This is a genomic window from Microcoleus sp. MON1_C1, from assembly GCF_036701945.1.
Lineage (GTDB): Bacteria > Cyanobacteriota > Cyanobacteriia > Cyanobacteriales > Microcoleaceae > Microcoleus.
The window spans coordinates 27,889-47,010 of the sequence record NZ_JAUBRO010000020.1; the positions used below are offsets into that span (position 1 = coordinate 27,889).

16 protein-coding genes and 2 riboswitches are annotated in these 19,122 nt (G+C 47.3%); of the genes, 8 read left to right on the forward strand and 8 right to left on the reverse strand.

The window, feature by feature from the left end; all coding sequences use genetic code 11:
• Positions 1-85: 85 nt before the first annotated feature.
• On the forward strand, positions 86-262 hold the full coding sequence (locus QUA62_RS13310) for a DUF4089 domain-containing protein (protein WP_015176516.1): 177 nt from the start codon (positions 86-88) through the stop codon (positions 260-262).
• Positions 263-286: 24 nt separating this feature from the next.
• Entirely contained in the window at positions 287-1,750 is a 1,464-nt protein-coding gene (locus tag QUA62_RS13315) for an AtzE family amidohydrolase (protein WP_333404560.1), read from the forward strand.
• Positions 1,751-1,761: 11 nt separating this feature from the next.
• Here QUA62_RS13315 and rpsU read toward each other — a convergent pair whose 3' ends face one another.
• Positions 1,762-1,956 (reverse strand): 30S ribosomal protein S21, encoded by a 195-nt coding sequence (gene rpsU / locus QUA62_RS13320; protein WP_006632476.1) that lies wholly within the window; start codon positions 1,954-1,956, stop codon positions 1,762-1,764.
• Positions 1,957-2,129: 173 nt separating this feature from the next.
• Positions 2,130-3,264, reverse strand: a protein-coding gene (prfB, locus tag QUA62_RS13325) for a peptide chain release factor 2 (protein ID WP_333321884.1) whose coding sequence is annotated in 2 segments (ribosomal slippage) — positions 2,130-3,191 and positions 3,193-3,264 — 1,134 coding nt in all. Because the reading frame shifts where the segments join, the coding sequence is not laid out codon by codon here.
• Positions 3,265-3,468: 204 nt separating this feature from the next.
• Between prfB and QUA62_RS13330 the strand changes: the two genes are divergently transcribed.
• Entirely contained in the window at positions 3,469-4,194 is a 726-nt protein-coding gene (locus tag QUA62_RS13330) for a Uma2 family endonuclease (RefSeq protein WP_333404562.1), read from the forward strand.
• An 85-nt stretch (positions 4,195-4,279) separates the two neighbouring features.
• Here QUA62_RS13330 and QUA62_RS13335 read toward each other — a convergent pair whose 3' ends face one another.
• A complete protein-coding gene (locus tag QUA62_RS13335; protein ID WP_333404564.1) occupies positions 4,280-5,863 on the reverse strand; it encodes a tetratricopeptide repeat protein in 1,584 nt (527 codons plus the stop codon).
• A gap of 249 nt (positions 5,864-6,112) precedes the next feature.
• On the reverse strand, positions 6,113-6,841 hold the full coding sequence (locus tag QUA62_RS13340) for a Bax inhibitor-1 family protein (protein ID WP_333215010.1): 729 nt from the start codon (positions 6,839-6,841) through the stop codon (positions 6,113-6,115).
• 564 nt (positions 6,842-7,405) lie between these two features.
• On the opposite strand from QUA62_RS13340, the gene QUA62_RS13345 reads away from it, so the two are divergent.
• Positions 7,406-7,732, forward strand: a complete 327-nt coding sequence (locus tag QUA62_RS13345; RefSeq protein WP_333404566.1) for a PEP-CTERM sorting domain-containing protein — start codon at positions 7,406-7,408, stop codon at positions 7,730-7,732.
• Positions 7,733-7,807: 75 nt separating this feature from the next.
• On the opposite strand, the gene bchD is transcribed toward QUA62_RS13345, so the two are convergent.
• Together bchD and QUA62_RS13355 are read right to left on the reverse strand one after the other, a co-directional pair.
• Positions 7,808-9,955, reverse strand: a complete 2,148-nt coding sequence (gene bchD / locus QUA62_RS13350; protein WP_333404568.1) for a magnesium chelatase ATPase subunit D — start codon at positions 9,953-9,955, stop codon at positions 7,808-7,810.
• Positions 9,956-9,989: 34 nt separating this feature from the next.
• On the reverse strand, positions 9,990-11,273 hold the full coding sequence (locus QUA62_RS13355; RefSeq protein ID WP_333404570.1) for a HAMP domain-containing sensor histidine kinase: 1,284 nt from the start codon (positions 11,271-11,273) through the stop codon (positions 9,990-9,992).
• A 207-nt stretch (positions 11,274-11,480) separates the two neighbouring features.
• Between QUA62_RS13355 and QUA62_RS13360 the strand changes: the two genes are divergently transcribed.
• The gene (locus tag QUA62_RS13360) at positions 11,481-12,818 is read left to right on the forward strand and encodes an ArsB/NhaD family transporter (RefSeq protein WP_333404572.1); all 1,338 of its coding nucleotides are present in this window, start codon (positions 11,481-11,483) and stop codon (positions 12,816-12,818) included.
• Between the two features lie 170 nt (positions 12,819-12,988).
• Here the strand turns inward: QUA62_RS13360 and QUA62_RS13365 are convergent, their stop codons facing one another.
• Positions 12,989-14,185, reverse strand: a complete 1,197-nt coding sequence (locus QUA62_RS13365) for a sensor histidine kinase (protein WP_333404574.1) — start codon at positions 14,183-14,185, stop codon at positions 12,989-12,991.
• A 170-nt stretch (positions 14,186-14,355) separates the two neighbouring features.
• Positions 14,356-14,568: riboswitch (cyclic di-AMP (ydaO/yuaA leader) on the forward strand.
• Between the two features lie 99 nt (positions 14,569-14,667).
• Between QUA62_RS13365 and QUA62_RS13370 the strand changes: the two genes are divergently transcribed.
• Positions 14,668-14,835, forward strand: coding sequence for a hypothetical protein (locus tag QUA62_RS13370; RefSeq protein WP_333404576.1), 168 nt, complete (start codon positions 14,668-14,670; stop codon positions 14,833-14,835).
• 142 nt (positions 14,836-14,977) lie between these two features.
• Here QUA62_RS13370 and QUA62_RS13375 read toward each other — a convergent pair whose 3' ends face one another.
• Complete coding sequence (locus tag QUA62_RS13375; protein WP_333404578.1) at positions 14,978-16,171, reverse strand: sensor histidine kinase; 1,194 nt, start codon at positions 16,169-16,171, stop codon at positions 14,978-14,980.
• A gap of 175 nt (positions 16,172-16,346) precedes the next feature.
• Positions 16,347-16,559, forward strand: a riboswitch (cyclic di-AMP (ydaO/yuaA leader).
• Between the two features lie 100 nt (positions 16,560-16,659).
• Between QUA62_RS13375 and ntrB the strand changes: the two genes are divergently transcribed.
• Positions 16,660-17,508 carry a nitrate ABC transporter permease gene (ntrB, locus tag QUA62_RS13380; RefSeq protein WP_333404580.1) on the forward strand — a complete coding sequence of 283 codons (849 nt, stop codon included), beginning with the start codon at positions 16,660-16,662 and terminating at the stop codon, positions 17,506-17,508.
• 117 nt (positions 17,509-17,625) lie between these two features.
• Positions 17,626-19,056: an ABC transporter substrate-binding protein gene (locus tag QUA62_RS13385; RefSeq protein WP_333404582.1), complete on the forward strand. Its 1,431-nt coding sequence runs from the start codon at positions 17,626-17,628 to the stop codon at positions 19,054-19,056.
• Positions 19,057-19,122: the final 66 nt, after the last annotated feature.

Genomic DNA, 19,122 nt, shown 5'->3' on the forward strand with positions numbered 1-19,122 from the left:
CACTTATATCTGAACCTGAGATTTTTAACCGCAGATGGGGGCGGATGTACGCGGATGTACGCTGATGTTTTTTTGGGAGGGACTCATGGTAAATGTAGAAGAATATGTCGATCGCACCGCCGAACTGATAAACTTACCCTTAGACCCGGAACATCGTCCAGGCGTTGTGGTAAACTTCGAGAGGATAGCTGCGATCGCCCGACTCGTTACTGAGTTTCCTTTACCCCCAGAAGTAGAAGTCGCGCCGGTGTTTGAACCTTAGATTTTTAACCGCAGATGAGGGCCGATGAACGCAGATGAACGCAGATGTTTTTTAGATAAGGCTGATGCGGTTGCTACGGCAGCGGCGGTTAAATCGGGTAAGGTTACGGCTACAGTGGCGGTAAATGCTGCTTTGGAACGGATTGCTGTTAAGGATAAAGCTTTTAATTGCTTTACTGCAATCACTGCATCAAGCGCACTCGCAGCAGCCGAAAAAATAGATAATTCGATCGCAAATAACGAAAACCCAGGCCCTTTAGCAGGCGTTCCCTTCGCAGTCAAAAACCTGTTCGACATCGGCGGAATTACCACTCTAGCAGGGTCAAAAATCAACGCTGACAATCCTCCGGCTACCCAGGACGCGGCGGTGGTCGCCAGACTCAAACAAGCCGGGGCTGTGCTCGTAGGTACTCTCAACATGGATGAGTACGCCTACGGTTTCGTCACGGAAAACAGCCACTACGGGCCGACTCGGAATCCCCGCGATACTACGCGCATCGCCGGCGGTTCCAGCGGCGGTTCTGCAGCAGCAGTCGCCGCCGGTTTTGTACCCTTCACTCTCGGTTCTGATACTAACGGTTCCATCCGCGTACCGGCTGCTTTGTGTGGTGTCTTTGGGTTTAAGCCTACTTACGGCCGTTTGTCCAGGGCTGGCGCTTATTTATTTTCGGGTAGTTTGGATTGTGTGGGGCCGTTTGGGCGATCGATCAGAGATATGGCGCTGCTGTACGATATCCTGCAAGGCCCTGATTCTCGTGACCCAGTTTGCACTCAACGCCCGCCAGAACTGTGTTCGCCGCAGTTAAATCAAGGCATCGAAGGATTGCGAATTGCTGTTGCTGACGGGTATTTCGCCACAGGAACTCAACCGGAAGCAATGGATGCTGTAGAAATAATTGCTAAAGCCTTGACAAATATATTGGATTGTGGTATATGGACAGAAAAAACAACAAACCCCCCAAAAATAGGGGGGCTTGCAACTGTCAGCATACCGGAATCCGATCGCGCCAGGGCTGCGGCATTTATCATTACCGCTTGCGAGGGGGGAAACTTGCATTTAGACAATTTGCGATCGCGCCCTCAAGACTTCGATCCTGCCACGCGCGATCGCTTTTTAGCGGGAACCCTGATCCCTGCGACTTGGTACTTGCAAGCCCAGAGATTCAGACAGTGGTACCGCGATCGAATTCGCGAAATATTCCAACAAACAGACATCATCCTCGCACCCGCAACCCCGATAGCTGCCCCTGAAATTGGCGTCGAGAAAATGGTAATAGCCGGACAAGAAATCTTAGTGCGTCCCAATCTCGGACTGTTCACCCAACCCCTATCATTTATTGGCTTGCCCGTTCTTTGCGTGCCCGTACAGCGGCCCGGCGCTTTGCCCTTGGGGGTACAAATTATTGGTGCTCCCTACAGCGAAGCGGTGATTCTCCGAGTCGCTGCGGTACTAGAATCGCAAGGCATTATATCTGCCGAATCAATTTAGTGCTAATAATTCTAGGGCTTGTTATTGCGGTGAAAGCGTCTCTTAGTCCTTCTGGCAATAGCTTTGCGCTTCTGCTTTTCCAACGGAGTTTCAAAGTGGCGGTGCTTTCTCATGTCGGGGAAAATACCCGCTTTAGAAACTTGTCGCTTAAACCGTCGCAGGGCTGACTCAATCCCTTCATTTTCGCCTATTACAACTTGGGTCATTATTTCTCCTTAGTGTTTGTCAGATCAAGTTTTATCATATCAAGGTTTTTGACCGCGCGACCTGTTGAAGGTCGGGCGATCGGCCAAAACCCCAAAATTATAGCAAATCCGCGGCCATTACCGCTCTTGATTCTTTAGTTTGCACAGCCAGACTTTGTATGTCAAGGCGCGAATTAGATTCGCGCGGTTGAATCAGTTTGGGCTATCAACTGATTTTCCTGCCGCAGGTAAGCTTGAATAAACGGGTCTAATTCGCCGTTCATTACATCTGCGATGGCGGTTGTTTCCACCCCTGTACGCAAATCCTTGACCATTTGATAGGGGTGAAAAACATAGTTGCGAATTTGCTGGCCCCAAGCCGCCTCCACCATATCGCCGCGAATCTCGGCAATTTCCGAAGCCCGCTGTTCCTTAGCAATCACCAACAGCCTAGCCTTGAGTAATGCCAAAGCTTTTTCCTTATTTTGCAACTGACTGCGTTCTTCTGTACAGCGGACGGCCAAACCAGTAGGAAGGTGAACGATGCGGACTGCGGTTTCTACCTTGTTAACATTTTGCCCGCCCTTGCCGCCAGCGCGGGAAGTAGTGACTTCCAAATCTTTTTCTGGAATGTCCAACTGTACGGATCGATCGAGAATTGGCATCACTTCGACGCCAGCAAAACTGGTTTGACGCTTGTCGTTAGCATTAAAAGGCGAAATTCTGACCAAACGGTGAGTGCCTTTTTCCGATCGCATATAACCGTAAGCGTAGCGGCCGACAATTTCCAAAGAAGCAGATTTAACACCTGCTTCCTCTCCCTCGGAAATTTCCATTAAATGTACTTTGTAACCTTGACTTTCCCCCCAGCGGGTGTACATCCGCAGCAGCATTTCCGCCCAATCTTGAGCATCTGTACCGCCGGCCCCGGCGTTAATTGTCAAAACAGCGCCGCCTTCATCGTAGGGCCCAGATAGTAATTGTTGCAGTTCCCACTGGTCCAGTTCGCGGGTTAACTGAGAAAGACTCGATGAGGCTTCTTGGAACAGGGACTCGTCGGCTTCTAACTCCAGCAGTTCTAAAATAGCTCTAGCGTCTTCTAAGCTAGTTTGCCAATTGCTGTATTGTTCTAAGTGAGATTTGAGGTCATTGAGTTCTTGGAGAGTTTCTTGAGCTCGATCTTGGTCGTCCCAAAATGCTGGTTGGGCGCAGATTTGCTCTAAGTCTTGAATTTTGGCTGTGAGTGCGGGGATGTCAAAGATAGTCCTGGGTTGTACCCAGTCGATCGGACAATGTTTCGATATTGTGTTTGATGTCTAGAACTTCCACTGTGAGTTCTCCTAGTTGTGGGGTGTATTTTTAAGTTTAGCTGAAATTGGGATATTTCAACAAACAAAATGTTATTGCTTCTTCCTGATTAGATATAGTGCGAACCCGTTGAATTAAAAACTTTACCGCATTAAAAATTCCCCATTCAAAAAAAGTTGCTATAATCTAAAATCAGGTTAACGCTCTCAATGGAAGTTAACTGCCATGATTTCCCCAGAACTAAAATTAAGCTTGCCGTCCACCGAAGACCTGCCCTGTTCGGACGATACGCCTGTGGATAACGAAGACCAGAATCTGCTACCCAACCTATTGTTGTTTGTCCTGACCGGTATTTGGTCCGATCGCATGGATTGGTACTTTGGGGTGGATATGGCGGTGTATCATACCACAGGAATAAGTCCCAAAGTGCCTGTCGTCCCCGACGGGTTTCTCAGTTTGGGGGTGGAGCGCCGAAAAGGAGGCAAATCTCGCCGCAGCTATGCTGTCTGGGAAGAAAACGAGGTTGTGCCGATCTTAGCATTGGAAATGGTGTCTCACAAACCCGGTGGAGAGTACGACGATAAAATGTCGATTTATGCCGGGTTAGGGGTTTTGTACTACATTATTTACAACCCCGAATTTTGGCGGCGCGATCGGCATCAACCGTTTGAAGCCTACAAGCTGATTGACGGGCAGTACCGGCAGCAGATTGGCGAACCCTATTGGATGCCAGAAGTGGGATTGGGCATAGGGCGATCTCAGCAAGTTATTGGGGGCATAGAGCAAGAAATTTTGGTTTGGTACGATGAGTCTGGAAATATCTATCCCCTGCCGGATGTAGCGGCGGGGCAGATGCGCGAAGAGTTGAGGGTAGAACGACAGCGAGCCGAACGTTTAGCTGAGTATTTGCGATCGCAAGGGATCGATCCCGATAACCTGCCTGAATCGTGACATGAAATTCGATCGGCTTCACCGCATTCTTCCTTCTATTTTGTGACAACAGTCCACAGTCAACAGTCAACAGTCAACTGACTTCTTATATATATTGCGAACCTGTTGAATTGAAAGTTTTACCGCATTCGTGAGCGCATACATCCAACCTTTTAGAACAGGAAAAACTTTTTGTGAGGTCTTCGCGAAACCAATCTCTTGCGATCGCGTCTTTCACCGATTGAGTTCTCAGAGAATTAAAGCCATTTCCGTACTTTTCAATTAAAGCCAGCATTTGCGGTCTGTAAGTGTGGTTATAAACAGCGTATTTAGTATGACTTACCCAACAGCAAGGCCAGAGTTCCGCTTCAAAACTGATGAAAATCTCTTGGGTGGCTTGAGTTTGACAGCTAATTTCTACATTGCGGTAGTAATTATTTAGGCTACCAAATTTTTCTACAGCTTGGATAAATTGGTCTCCCTGTGGATTTTTATATTGTTCCAATGATGGGGGTTGGAGTTCTTCGCTGGCTGGCTTTGATGGGATAGGCTGAGTTTGAGCGGGTGCTTGAGAGATTTCGATAGCTATAGCTTGATACCAAGCATAATTGGCTTTTTCTGGTTGCCCCAACTGTGTCAAAACTTGAGCTAAATTGCGATAAGCTCCAGCAAAATTGGGTTTAAGCTCGATCGCCTTTTGGTAATAAGCACTAGCTGGCTGCCACTGTTGCTGTTGAGCATAAAGACTGCCGACATTAGCATAAACTTCTGGAAAATTAGGCTGAATTTTGAGGGCTTTGGCGTAACAATCTGCTGCTGCTTGCATCTGCCCCATAGCTTGAACAGCATTTCCTAAAGTTTTCCAGGCTGCTGCAAAATTAGGCTGAATTTTTAGGGCTTGTTGGCTGGCTGCGATCGCCTCTGAGAGCTGTCCTTGTTTCAAAAAGTCCTCAGCTTGTTGGTGCAACCCAACAGCGGTCTGTGTTTGATTTTGAGGGGCTGACGCATTAGTTGTTGCTGGTTGGTTGGGGCGATCGCTCTTAGCATCTACCTGAGAGTTTTCTGCCTTCTGAGGCTGTTGATTTGCGGACTCTTTGTCATAAATCTCTTTCGCCACAAAACGAGAGGTAGCTTTCGGTACAAACTCGACAAATCCTAGTTGTTGGGCTAAATCCCGCGCTGCTTCTACTTGGTGCTGGTTGTGTTCAAATATCAAGTAATGCCATACAGCTTTTCCGCCAGCTTGGATAAAGGCATTAACCGACTGCATTATCCTGTCCCAGTTGGTATTTTGGCGGTAGATGCTGTTAGTATCTGCCAACCCGTCGATACTAAAAATTACGCGATCGTGTTCTCCTGTCATCGCCTGTGCCAGGGCTTGCCACCAGTCTGGATTGCGTCCGCTACCATTGGTGTACAGGCTGATATGAGGAACTCCCATGCGGTGCAAATACTCGATCGCGGGAATTGTGGTATTGCTAGTCATAGCATCGCCGTAGTTGCCGCACATATACACCAAATCCAACTGAGAGCAAAACTCTTGTGGGAAAATTCTCTCAATATCCTCCATCTTTAATTCCGCCCCCGGCAAAATCGGGTTGTCGGTGCGGGGACACTGCGGGCAAGCTGCATTGCACCTGGAGGTAATTTCTACGCTGACTCTTCTGATATCTTCATATTTTAAGTACATGAGTTTTCCCCGATTAATTTGTGATTAATATTGAAATCGCGATCGACACAATTAGATAACAAGAACTTTGATTGAGTGATTAAAAATTAAAATTATACCTTATGCCTGCCGACTGTGAACATGATATAAGTTTTTTGTATGAGGGACAGAGGAGGCGATGACGACTATCTTGATTCCAAATCTTAATAAAAAAAACCGCGGCCCGATGTCGATCGAGCCGCGGTTTTTTTTAATAAGCTAAAGTTTCAATTAATCGCGGCTGTTGATAGCAATCAGCAGGCGCAGAATGAAAATGAACAAGTTGATGTAGGTCAAGTACATCGACAGAGCGGCGGGCAAATACTGGTCGTCGCGGTAGCTGCGGGGTAATATGTAAAAATCGACGATCGCAGCGCCGGCAAATATAAACACGCCGATGCCAGAAATGCCAATTTCCAACCAGGTTGGGGTGTAGACGCCAAATAGAGAGAGCAGAAACTGACCGCCAACGACGACTAACAAAGCAATCACACCTAAACTGATAGTTTTGGTGAGGGCCATGCCGTCTTGTTCAGAAAGGTTGGAGCCAATTTGGCGGGCGGCGATAAAGGTAATGCCGCATCCGAGAGCCGCAAAAGCGATGCCGGAGATGCCGACGCCTTGGGTTCTGAGGGCTGTAAATACCAATCCGCTGAGAGTGTAGCCGGAAAGCAGGCTGTAGGTTGCCAGCAGGGGCAAGGCGGTGTTTTTGTTGCCTTGTTCGGCGGCGCCGCGGGCGATGAAGAAGAGAATTAATTCTACGACGATCGCGGCAATGAAGGTGGGAAAGAAGATCCCGGGATAGTTACGGATCACTCCGAGGCCGCCGTAGGTGCCGACAGCAGTTAAGACAAGTCCGCCGCCCACGAAGGGGAGAGCGTTGGAGATGACGTTCGGGCCTACCAGCGCGTGGTTTTTGGCCTCGCGCACGGCTTCGCGGAAATTGCTAGTGTTACTCACGAGGATTTACCTAATTTTGGCTGAGAATTGCTATCTATCATTTTGACAGCTTTACACTTTGTTTGCAAAATCTGAAAGAGTTTAAAGATTTGATAAAGAAGGGGGGTGAAATCACTCCCAACCAGGGCTCGATTGTTTATAATCGACTGCGTACAGGTCTGTGCCGTGTTGCTGTGTGGCACCGTTGCGCCTCGCTCCAAAGCTATAGAGTTTAAAGGGCCGGCCCTATCTGCGGCCAAGGGCTAGCTTAAAGTCGATCGAATCACAGATAGCTGAAGTCAATCTATTTGGGAGGGGGGATTTACGATTGGGGATTAAGGAGTATATGCTAGAGGCAGGGGCCACAGTTGATTTTAGGTTGTTGATTTGCGACTTAGTTGAAACTAGGGACCAGAAACTTCAATAATCTAAAATATAAAATATAAAATATAAATAAAATCTAAAATCTAAAATCGGTTCCGTTAATGGCTAAGGTAGCTCAGACAGTAGCTCAGGCAGAGGATACCGATAAAATTAATGAAAAGATTGAGTTCTATCGACAAACTGCTAAATAGGTAATATCCAATGCCCACCTTTTTTGAACGCAAATTATTGCCCCCTACAGCCGGGATTTTATTGGCTGTCGCCGCCGTTATTTCCAGCGGTCAAGCTGCAGTTGCAGCTAATGTCCGAGCCGTTTCTACCGCTGCTTCATGGCAGGGTTCAGAAAATTTGCTGCTGGCTCAGACCGATCAAGCCCCCCAAGGTACAACTTTTTCAACCCAGAACCGGGCAACGGTAAGGCGGGAGCCTCTGCGCGTAAGAATTCCTGAGCCTTCGACGGTGGTAGGGTTGGGTTTAGTTGCGGGTTCGCTGGCGCTGAGTCGCCGGAGAGTGAGAGTTAAAAATTAGACTTTTTTTGGCAAAAAGTCTAATTTTTTGATTTTTAACCGCAGATAAACGGAGATAAATCCGGGTATCAGGATTTTAGCCGATCGCGTCGCGCAGAGCATTTTTAGTCATAGCTGCGATCGACTGTTCGGTAGCTTTGGGCAAGTGATAGTATTTCCCTCCAGAAGTCTTGGCCAATTCCTTCGCAAAGCCAGTCGAAATAAACTTGCTCTCGGTATCAATCACCAGCAACTGCATTCCCAACCCGCGAATTTTGGCAGCAATTTCTAACAATTCCTGCTTAATATCAGGCTTTTCTCCATCTACAATCGGTTCGCCCAAAGAACGAGCCAAAGGAATATTGCCGCGTCCGTCAGTAATGGCGACAATCGCAACTTGACCGATATCTCCAGACTGCCGCGCGTTGACTCCCACCCGCACTGCTTGAGTCAAACCGTGGGCCAGGGGGGAACCGCCTCCGCAGGGCAACCGTTCCAAACGCTTGCGGGCCAAGGCTATCGAGCGAGTCGGCGGTAGCAGCACTTCTGCTTGTTCCCCGCGAAAGGGAATGAGAGCAACTTGGTCGCGGCTTTGATAAGCTTCTGTGAGTAGCTGCATGACTGCACCTTTGGCCGACTGCATCCGGTTGAGGGCCATCGAACCGGAGGCATCGACGACAAATACGACTAAAGCTCCAGCTTTTCTGGCCAAGCGCTTCGCCCGAATGTCTCCCTGTTCCACAAATACACGGCGCTCAACCCCCCCTTGCCCCCCCTTGCTAAGGGGGGGTTGACTCGCCTGTTGCCCCCCCTTGCTGGAGGGTTGGGGGGGGTTAGAATTCCTGTCGCGGCGGGCTTTTTGGTAGGGTGCGGCGGCTCTGAGGGTGGCGTCAACGGCGATGCGGCGGACGGGGCCTTTGGGTAAAACTGGCTTGACGTAACGGCCTCTATCTTCCGAGAAAATGGTGCTGCGGCTGCCCGATTTGCCTTGGCGGCTGGCGGCTTGGGCGAAGAAAAGCACGCTGGGGTCGAGAATTACGCCTTCGGGGTCGAAGAGAAATTCTTCGGGAATGGTATCTTTTTCTGGTTCTTCTTCAGGTTCCGGGTTGTCTTCATCCTCTTGGTCTTCTTCGTCTTCTTGCTCGTTTTCTGGTTCGTCTTGTTCTTGTTCTGACTGCTTTTGGGGAGGCGGCGGGGGGGGAGGAGGAGGAGAGTTTTCGTCTGGGGGAGTTTGGATGATGGTGGCGCGGGGTACGATGACTAATTCTACGGCGCGGCGCAGGTCTTCGGCGTTAACTTCTGTGCGTCCCTCCATGGCGGCGGCGGCTTTGGCGACGCGGACTGCGAAGATTTCGGCGCGGTGTCCTTGAACGCCACCCCGGATGGCTTCTTCTACTAGGTAGGCAATTTGTTCGCGTTTAATGCTGACATCTTTGAGCCATTCTCTGGCTAGGATGATTTGGGTTTTGAGGTTGTCGGTGTCTTCGCTGTATTGATTGAGAAAGTCTTGGGGAGAGCTGGAGTAGGATAAAGCTTGTTCTACTGCATAGACTCTTTCTTCTATTTCGAGTGCTGCGTCGGCTGAAAGTACGATCGCGATGCGATCGAGCAAATGTTCTCTCAGCGGCCCTTCTTCGGGGTTGTAGGTGGCGATAAATAGAGGTTTGCAGGGGTGTTGGAAGCTAATGCCTTCGCGCTCTATTTGGTTGCGCCCTTCGGTTAATACTGTTAGCAATTGGTTGGAAATGTTGTCATCGAGGAGGTTAATTTCGTCTACATATAGTACGCCTCGATTTGCTTGGGCTAAGAGTCCGGGTTGAAATACGGTTTGGCCGAATTTTACTGATTGTTCGACATCGACTGAACCTAAGAGTCTGTCTTCCGTGACACCCAAAGGAATTTGAATGAATGGTGTGGGAATTATTTCAGTAGTTAAGGAATTACTATCGGTGGTGTGGGTATCTTGCCCGCCATTTTCTGGTAACAAGCCTGATGCTTGTTCTGCAAGAATATCATTAGGTTCGGCGTTGCAAAAAGAATCTTTAACAATTTCAATGGGTGGCAGTAATGAGTGCAAGGCGCGGGCCATTACTGATTTTGCTGTCCCGCGGCGGCCTGCGATCGCAACTCCTCCCAATCCGGGATCGACTGCTGCTAACAGCAGAGCTAATTTGATTGCTTCTTGCCCGACTACGGCGGTGAGGGGAAAGGCTGTGGTGGAAGGGCTAAGGTTGGCTGCGGGCATAGGATTTTCGGATGTAAAAATTTGAACTTAATGTTTAGCTTACTTCTTGGAGTATTTTAACTTCTTGCGGCAGAATGACGGTAAAAGTTGAGCCGACTCCTATTTCTGATACTAACTCGATTTTGCCTTGCAGCAGCGTGACGAGCCGCGATACTATTGCTAATCCCAGGCCAGTGCTTTCGGTGGGAAAGAGCTGTTTGCCTGCTTCTCCTGCTTGAAAGAAGGGGTCAAAGATGCGCTTTGTATCTTCCGGGGCGATGCCAATGCCGGTATCTGTAATTGCGATCGCCCACTTTCCGTCTCCCGCAGGGTGGCAACTTAATTCGATGCTACCAGATTCTGTATAGCGAATGGCATTGCTCACCAGGTTGGTCAAAATTTGTTGCAGCCGCTGTGCGTCGGCGATTACTTGTGTTGGGGCGCACTCGCTGGTAACAGCGAGCTTTAATCCTTTAGCATCAGCAATTGGCTGCATCATTTCTACTACGGTGTTAATTACAGATTGTACATTAGTGGGCCGCAGGTTAAGTTTAATTTTTCCGGCATTGGCGCGAGAAAGTTCTAGTGTGTCATTAATCATGCGAAGCAAGTGTCTGCCGTTGCGTAATACTCGCTCGATGTGTTCGATGCCGGGGAGGGTATCTTTGACTTCAGATTGCCATTTTTCTTTTCGCAGGAATAGTTCGGAATAACCGATAATTGAGTTGAGAGGAGTTTTAAGTTCGTGAGCCAAATGGTAGACGTTTTCTTGATGGACGCTGACAAGGCGAGAGAGTTCTTGATTGGTGAGTTGTAACTGAGTTTGGATTTGTTGAAGTTCCTGCAGCCTCTGAGCGACGTAGCTGTTGAAACACTGGGCAATTGCTTCGTCTACTACGGCATCTATCAGCCTAAAAGCTCTGAATACGTCGGCAGTGGTTCCTGCTAGCAATTCTGATTCTAACTGCGAGAATATTACTTGACGCAATAAGTGGTATTCCCGGGCTACTTCTGCAGCATCGTAGCCTTGTTCTGCTCTGAGAAATCCGTGATCTAAACTGGCTTCAATTAATAGTTTTATTTCGCTGTTTTGATATTGGGAAAGCACTGTGACCATCGCCGCCAGCAGGTGAGGTATGTGATTTTCGATTGCTGAGTGCGTTAAGGCGTCAGCGCTTTCAATGTTCCTATCCTGACGAACTGCTTCAATCCAGTTTTGGACGATAATATCGGTTTTTTCGGCGAGCACTTGGCTGTAGTCCATAATGTCTGCGTGGGGGTTGAGTGTGGCAGAGATTGCCCATGCTTCATTGTAGTTGAGCGATCGCCAGATCGCCATATCAAACTTTGGGCGCTCGCGACCCTGCCGAAAGAAGTAGTTTTGAGGTGATTTTTTCCCTGTGCTGGAGAGCTCTTGATGACTCGTTCCCAGCTTGTTGCTGCCAAAATCAGCACTTAAATTTATTGACAGAAGAGCCAGAAAGTAGTATAGTCACTCGAACCGAGACTTTTTAATTTTTAAGTTCTATTATTTTCAGGGGACTAAATGGAAAACGTGCAAGCTGTGATTGCTGCAACAACATTTATATGTGTAATTTTGTTAATAATTACAGAATGGATACACCTCACAGTTGCGGCATTTCTGGGAGCAGTGATTCTGGTTTTTACCCACGTGATGACGTTAAACAACGCGATCGAATATATCGGTCGTAGTCACGCCACGCTGGGCTTATTTTTCGGAGTCATGGTAATAGTGAGAGCGTTTGAGCCTACCAAAGTATTTGAATACTTGGCAACTCAAATTGTGCTTTTGGCTAAAGGCAAAGGCAAAAATCTCTTGCTGGGTATTGTTGCGATTACTACCCCAATTTGTTCTGTTTTGCCCAATGCCACGACAGTCATGCTGCTAGCACCATTAATTCCGCCAATGGCAGAAGAAGTGGGTGTAGATTTTGTGCCGTTACTGATTTTAATGGTATTTGTAGCTAACAGTTCGGGACTGCTGACCATCGTGGGCGATCCGGCGACATTCATTGTCGGCGATGCTATTAACATGAGCTTTGCAGATTACCTGGTAAAGTTAAGTTTGGGCGGGGCAATTGCCGTAGGAGTGATAGTAGTTATGTTGCCTTGGCTGTTCCGCGATATTTGGCACAAGAACTTAGACGATTTGGAACATTTGCCGCGCCCAACAATTAATCACCCGCGAATCTTAGCAGTGGGCGGTGTAATTATAGCTTTTGTGCTGACATTTTTTGTAATAGGAGAGTCTCTACCCGTGCCTATTTCACCGGCAGCGGTTGCTTTGTTGGGGGCTGCTTTGGCAATGCTTTTAGCTCACCATTCCAAAGTTGATTCTGTTAATAATATTTTGCGGGATTTAGATTGGAGCACGCTGCTATTTTTTATGTCTATCTTTGTGCTGATTGGCGGTTTGGAAAAAACCGGAGTTATCGCCAGTATATCTGGAATATTAGCAGTGATTTTAGGTAAGAATATTTTTCTGGGTTCTTTAGTTTTGTTATTTTTTGTGGGTTTGATGTCGAGCGTGGTGCCAAATATTCCGTTGGTAGTGGCGATGGTGCCACTGCTAAAACAGTATGTTGTCAATATCGGGCTCGCACCTGCAGAGGTGCTGGCTCCGGATTTTGCAGGGCAGTTTCCACCTGCTGTGCTGCCGCTGTTTTATGCGATGATGTACGGAGCAACTTTAGGGGGAAACGGCACTTTGGTAGGAGCTTCTTCTAATATAGTGGCGGCGGGAATTTCTGAACTGCACGGGCGCCGGATTTCTTTTCAAACTTTTCTGCGTTACGGGCTGCCTGTGATGGCGGTGCAATTAATAACTGCGGCTATTTATGTAACTCTTCGGTTTCTGATTTGAAGAAGTCATTAGTCATTAGTCATTGGGCATTGGGCATTGGGCATTGGGCATTGGGCATTGGGCATTGGGCATTGGGCATTGGGCATTAGTTATTGGTCATTAGTCATTAGTTGGCAGTCAACAGTCAACAGTCAACAGTCAACAGTCAACAGTCAACAGTTAACAGCAATCTAAACTCCATCCAATTCTAAGGGAAAAATTACAGTGAAGGAGGAGCCAACTCCTACTTGAGAAACTAATTCGATTTTACCTTGCAAGAGATTGACTAATCGAGCGACAATTGCTAGCCCTAAGCCGGTACTGTCAGGAATGCCAGAGCTCAGGGAGTTGTCGGCTCGAAAGTAGGGTTGAAAAATCCGCTCGCAGTCTTCAGGAGCAATACCAATTCCTGTATCTGAGACCGTTACTGTCCAATATTTATCTGGCAAGAGTTCGCTTTTTATTGTAACAGTACCGGCTGTGGTGTAGCGAATGGCGTTGCTGGTTAAGTTTGTGATAATTTGCTGCAAGCGCAAGCAATCTGTCACCACTTGATCGTCTGAGAGATGGCACTCCACAGCTATCTCTAAACCTTTGGCTTTCGCTAAAGGCTCGATTATTTCAACAACCGTGGCGAGTACATCTGGCAGTCTGATTGGAGCTAGCTGTAACTTTATTTGTCCGGCTCCGTACCGCGAAATTTCCAGAGTATCGTTGATCAATCTCAGCAACAGTCGGCCACTGTTGAGGACTCTATCAATATGCCCTATATTGGGAACAGAACCTTTAATTTCGGAATAGTTTTGTTGCTGGCGCAAAAACAAATCTGAGTAGCCGATAATAGAGGTGAGGGGAGTTTTTAATTCGTGAGCTAAGTGAGATAAGTTCTCTTGATTGGCGCGAACTAAGCGAGTCAGTTCTTGATTTGTAAGTTGCAATTGGTTTTGCAAATCCTTGAGTTCTTGGAATCTTTCCTGGGTAAAGGTTTGGAAACATTTAGCAATTACTTCGTCGAGCGCCGTGTCAATTAACCGGTAAGCTCTGCTGACTTCTGCTGCAGAGGCTTTTAACAATTCTGGCTCTAAAGCCTCGAAAGTTACCCAGCGCAGCAAGCGGTATTCCCGCGCAATTTCCTCGGCGTCGTAGCCTTGTTTTGCTCTGAGAGTTCCGTGTTCTAAACTTTTTTCTACGAGTGTGCGAATGTCGCTCTCTTGGGATTGGGAAAGCATAGTTACGATCGCTTGCAGTACCAGTGGAACGCTGTCGCGCACGCCATTGTAGGTGAGTTCTTTAGCGGTTTCGAGTTGGTCGTCGGAGCGTACAGCTTCGATCCAGTTTTGTATAATTATGTCGATTCGATCTTGCAGCGCGAGGCTAAAGTCTCTCATGGCTCAAGTAGAGAAATAAGTGGGCGATCGCATTTTATCTCTCTAAGCTAGTTTAATAATTAACTTTTTGAATTGTTTGTCAACTTTTGGGCTTCGCCGATCGCAAATAGCTACTCCTAAAGACCTATTGACAATATAATACGCTCGTGCTAGGTTAAGTTAAATTGGCTTAAAACGTCAAGCCTAATCCACCAATGCGCGCTCAGACCAAGCGTGTGGCTGGAGCGGAGGAACCAATTTTCGGGGCGAATTTCTATAGAATTAAAAAGCAAAGTTAAAAATTGCCAAATTTGAGTGTAATTTTGGATTTTGAAATCTAAGGAGAAGGACATCTCTCAGTCCTAGCCGGTCAGCTAACTTCGCAGGCATTGAGAAGAGACTGAAAAGCCAAATTTCTGACAAAGATTGTTTGCCTTCGTCAGTGTCTCAGGTTGGTATGGTTCAAGATTTTTGTACCTGCCCTGACTCTGAAGGAGATTGAAATGTTGATACAGCTTAATTTATCTGCGATCGCACTTGCAGGAGTTGCAACGTGGAAGCGGGTAAAACCCATTGTCCTCCGAGATGCTGTTTTGTTGCCGGCGGCTGGTTTTGACTGCACGGGCGCCGGATTTCTTTTCAAACTTTTCTGCGTTACGGGCTGCCTGTGATGGCGGTGCAATTAATAACTGCGGCTATTTATGTAACTCTTCGGTTTCTGATTTGAAGAAGTAATTAGTCATTAGTTGGCAGTTGGCAGTCAACAGTCAACAGTCAACAGTCAACAGTCAACAGTCAACAGTTAACAGTAATCTAAACCCCATCCAATTCTAAGGGAAAAATTACAGTGAAGGAGGAGCCAACTCCTACTTCAGAAACTAATTCGATTTTACCTTGCAAGAGGTTGACTAATCGAACGACAATTGCTAGCCCTAAGCCGGTAGTGTCAGGAATGCTAGAACCCAGGGAGCTGTTGGCTCGAAAATAGGGTTGAAAAATCCGATCGCAGTCTTCTGAAGCAATGCCAATTCCTGTATCGCTGATGCAGAGACTCCACTGTTCGTCTGACAATAATTCGGTTTTTATGGTAATAGTACCAGCTTGGGTGTAGCGAATGGCGTTGCTCACCAAGTTGGTGATAATTTGCTGCAAGCGCAAGTAATCTGTCATAACTTGATCGAGAACCGGAGTGCACTCAACGACGATCTCTAAATTTTTTTCTTTAGCCAAAGGCTCGATTATTTCGACAACAGTCCCGATCGCCGATCGCAAATTTGTAGCACTTAGCTGCAATTTTATGCGTCCCGCGTCGTACCGCGAGATTTCGAGAGTATCGTTAATCAATCTAAGTAAGCGTCTGCCGTTGCTGAGGACTTTATCAATATGTGCCAAATTGGGAACAGAATCTCTAAGTTGAGAACTGTTTTTTTGGCGCAAAAACAATTCTGAGTAACCAATAATAGAGGTGAGGGGAGTTTTCAATTCGTGAGCTAAGTGAGATAGATTCTCTTGACTGGCGCGAACTAAGCGAGTCAGCTCTTGATTTGTAAGTTGCAAGTGGTTGTGCAACTCCTGTAGTTCTTGGAATCTTGCTTGGGTATAGGTTTGGAAACAATCAGCAATTGCTTCGTCGATAGCACTGTCAATTAAGCGGTAAGCTCGGCTCACTTCAGCGCCCGAGCCTTTTAGCAATTCTGGCTCTAAAGCCTCGAAAATTACCCTCCGCAGCAAGCGGTATTCCCGCGCAATTTCTTGGGCATCGTAACCTTGTTGTGCCCTGACAGTCCCGTGGTGTAAACTTTCTTCTATGACTGTCCCAGTGTCGCTGTCTTCTGATTGGGACAGCATAGTTACCATCGCTTGCAGTACGACGGGAAGGCTGTCGCGCACGGAATCGTAGGTGAGTTGTTTGGCGGTTTGGATTTGTTCCTCGGCGCGAACAGCTTCGATCCAGTTTTGGGTAATTAGGTCAATTTTATCTTGTAGCGCTTGGCTAAAATCAATCATGGCCCTTAATATATAAATCAAGTCAGCGATCGCATTTTATCTCTCTAGGTTCGTTTAATAATTAAATTTTTGAAGAGTTTGTCAACTTTTTTTGGGCTTCCCCGATCGCCAATAGCTACTTCTAAAGACATATTGACAAAATTAAATGGTCGTGCTAGCTTAAGTTAAATTGGCTTAAAACGTCAAGCCTAATCCACCAATGCGCGATCGAACCAAGCGTGCGGCTGGAGCGGAGGAACCAATTTTCGGGGCGAATCTCTAAAGAATTAAAAAGCAAAGTTAAAAATTGCCAAATTTAAGTGTAATTTTGGATTTTGAAATCTAAGGAGAAGGACATCTCTCAGTCCTAGCCCGTCAGCTAACTTCGCAGGCATTGAGAAGAGACTGAAAAGCCAAATGTTCTGAAAAAGATTGTTTGGCTTCGTCAGTGTCTCAGGTTGGTATTGTTCAAGATTCTTGTACCTGCCCTGACTCTGAAGGAGATTGAAATGTTCATACAGCTTAATTTATCTGCGATCGCACTTGCAGGAGTTGCAACGTGGAAGCGTGTAAAACCCGTTGTCATCCGAGATGCTGTTTTGTTACCGGCGGCGGGTTTTTTGGGAATTCTTGGCTTGTGGTGGATTGTTGCCAGCTTCAAAAGCGAGTTGATTCCCACTCCCTATCAGGCGTTTATAGCTAATTTAGATTACATATTGCATCCATTTTATCAGCGCGGGCCTGGAGATTTAGGCATTGGCTGGCTGCTGCTAGCGAGTTTGCGTAGGGTGTTGGTGGGATTTTTCCTGGGTGCTGCAGTTGCGATTCCCGTAGGATTTCTCATCGGGATGTCGAAACCGGCAATGATGGCGCTTAATCCGCTGATTCAAATCTTCAAACCGGTGTCGCCGCTAGCGTGGCTGCCGATAGCTCTATCCATTTTTAATTTAGCAGAGCCGTCGGCAATTTTTGTTATATTCATCACGTCTTTGTGGCCGACAATTATTAACACTGCTTTGGGAGTTTCTAGCGTTTCCCAGGATTATCTGGATGTGGCGCAAGTGTTGGAAATGCCCCGCTGGAGGCGGATTACAAAAATAATTTGGCCGGCGAGTTTGCCATACATTTTTACAGGTTTGCGGATTAGTTTGGGGATTGCTTGGCTGGTGATTGTGGCGGTGGAAATGCTGACAGGCGGTGTGGGAATTGGCTTTTTTGTGTGGGATGAGTGGAGCCGTTTGAATCTGAGTTCGGTATTTTTAGCGGTGTTGGTAATTGGCATAACTGGATTGTTGCTCGACGCTGCTGTTGACAAAGTTCAGGAATTGGTAACGCATCGACCGATCATTAATCATTAGTCATTAGTCAGTTGGCAGTTGTTAGGCAAGCAGTTGTCTGTTGTCAACAGTCAACAGTCAACAGTTAACAGTCAACAGTCAACAGTCAACATTTAAAAGTCATTAGTCAAATTAAATATGAGTGACAAGTTTTCCAATGAATGGAACCGCCGAGAGTTTTTGCAAGGAATGGGAGCGGCGGCGGCGGGAATGGCTTTATCGGGTTGTGGAATTAGCGCGGATCGATCGGCAAAAGGACTGACTGAAGAAGCCTCAGCCGTAAAGCCGATCGTCGATTCCCGAACCTTAGAAAAACCAAATTTAACCGTAGGATACGTGCCGGTTAACGATTGTGCACCATTTGCGATCGCCTGGAAAAAAGGCTTTTTCCGCAAATACGGTTTAAACGTCAAACTCAACCGCGAAGCAAGCTGGGCAACCTCCCGGGACGGCGTAATCTTCGGCCGCCTCGACGCCTCCCCAGTCGTCTCCGGCGCCGTCACAAACGCCCGAATTGGCGCCGAAGGAGCGCGCCACGCACCCCTGTGCGCGGCAATGACAATTCACCGCCACGGCAACGCCATGACGATGAACAAAGCTATGTGGGATTCCGGTTTGCGCCCGTGGCACGAATACAACGGCAATTTGGAAGAATTTGGTAAACAATTTCGAGCCTTTTTTGACAGTCAGCCGTCGGAAAAAAGAGTTTGGGCAGTGGTTCTGAGTTCTGCGATTTACGAATACTTTGTCCGCTACATATCGGCGGCTGCCGGTGTCGATCCGTTCAAAGAATTTCGGGTAATTATTGTGCCGCCGCCGCAGATGGTAACGAACATCAGGATTGGCGCCATGCAGGCTTACATGGTGGCCGAACCTTGGAATACGCGGGCAATTCAAGGCAATTTGGGCGTGGGTTTTACCTTCGTGCAAGGGAAGGAAGTTTGGCTGGGGCATCCCGATCGCCTTTTGGGAGTAATGCAATCATTCATTGAGGAAAATCCGAAGACTTATTACTCGCTGGTTAAGGCAATGGTGGAAGCTTGTCAGTATTGCAGCAAGCCGGAAAATCGCAGTGAAATATCGGCGCTGCTGACTGAGCGATCGTTCACGGGGGCGAAACCGAAAAAAGGGGCGATCGACAAATTTACGCGACCGGCAATAGTTGGCGACTACAACTATGGAGGGTTTGACGAAAAAGACCGCACCATACAATCGGAAGATGCAACTATTTTCTATGACATTCCTAAGAATTTACCTCAAATACCCGGAAATCATTCAACATTTATGTGGCAGTCTCAGAGTATTTGGTTGATGACTCAAGCCGCTCGCTGGGGACAGATTAAGGAGGTGCCAAAAAATGCTGAGGAATTAGCTAAAAAAGCTTGGAGAACCGACCTTTACCGCAAGATTGTTGCCGAAATGGGGATCGATTGTCCCCAGGAGGATTACCAAGTCGAACCTGCGGAACTTTTCATTGATAAAAAGGCATTTGATCCTAGCGATCCGGTGGGTTATTTGAATAGTTTTGAAATTCGAGCCAACCGCCCTCAGTCTTTTTTTCAGTCTTAATGTTTGACATCTTGCGCTTTTCCGACCGTCCCCCCAGGCACTTAAGTCCCTGGCTAATAGCTAAAG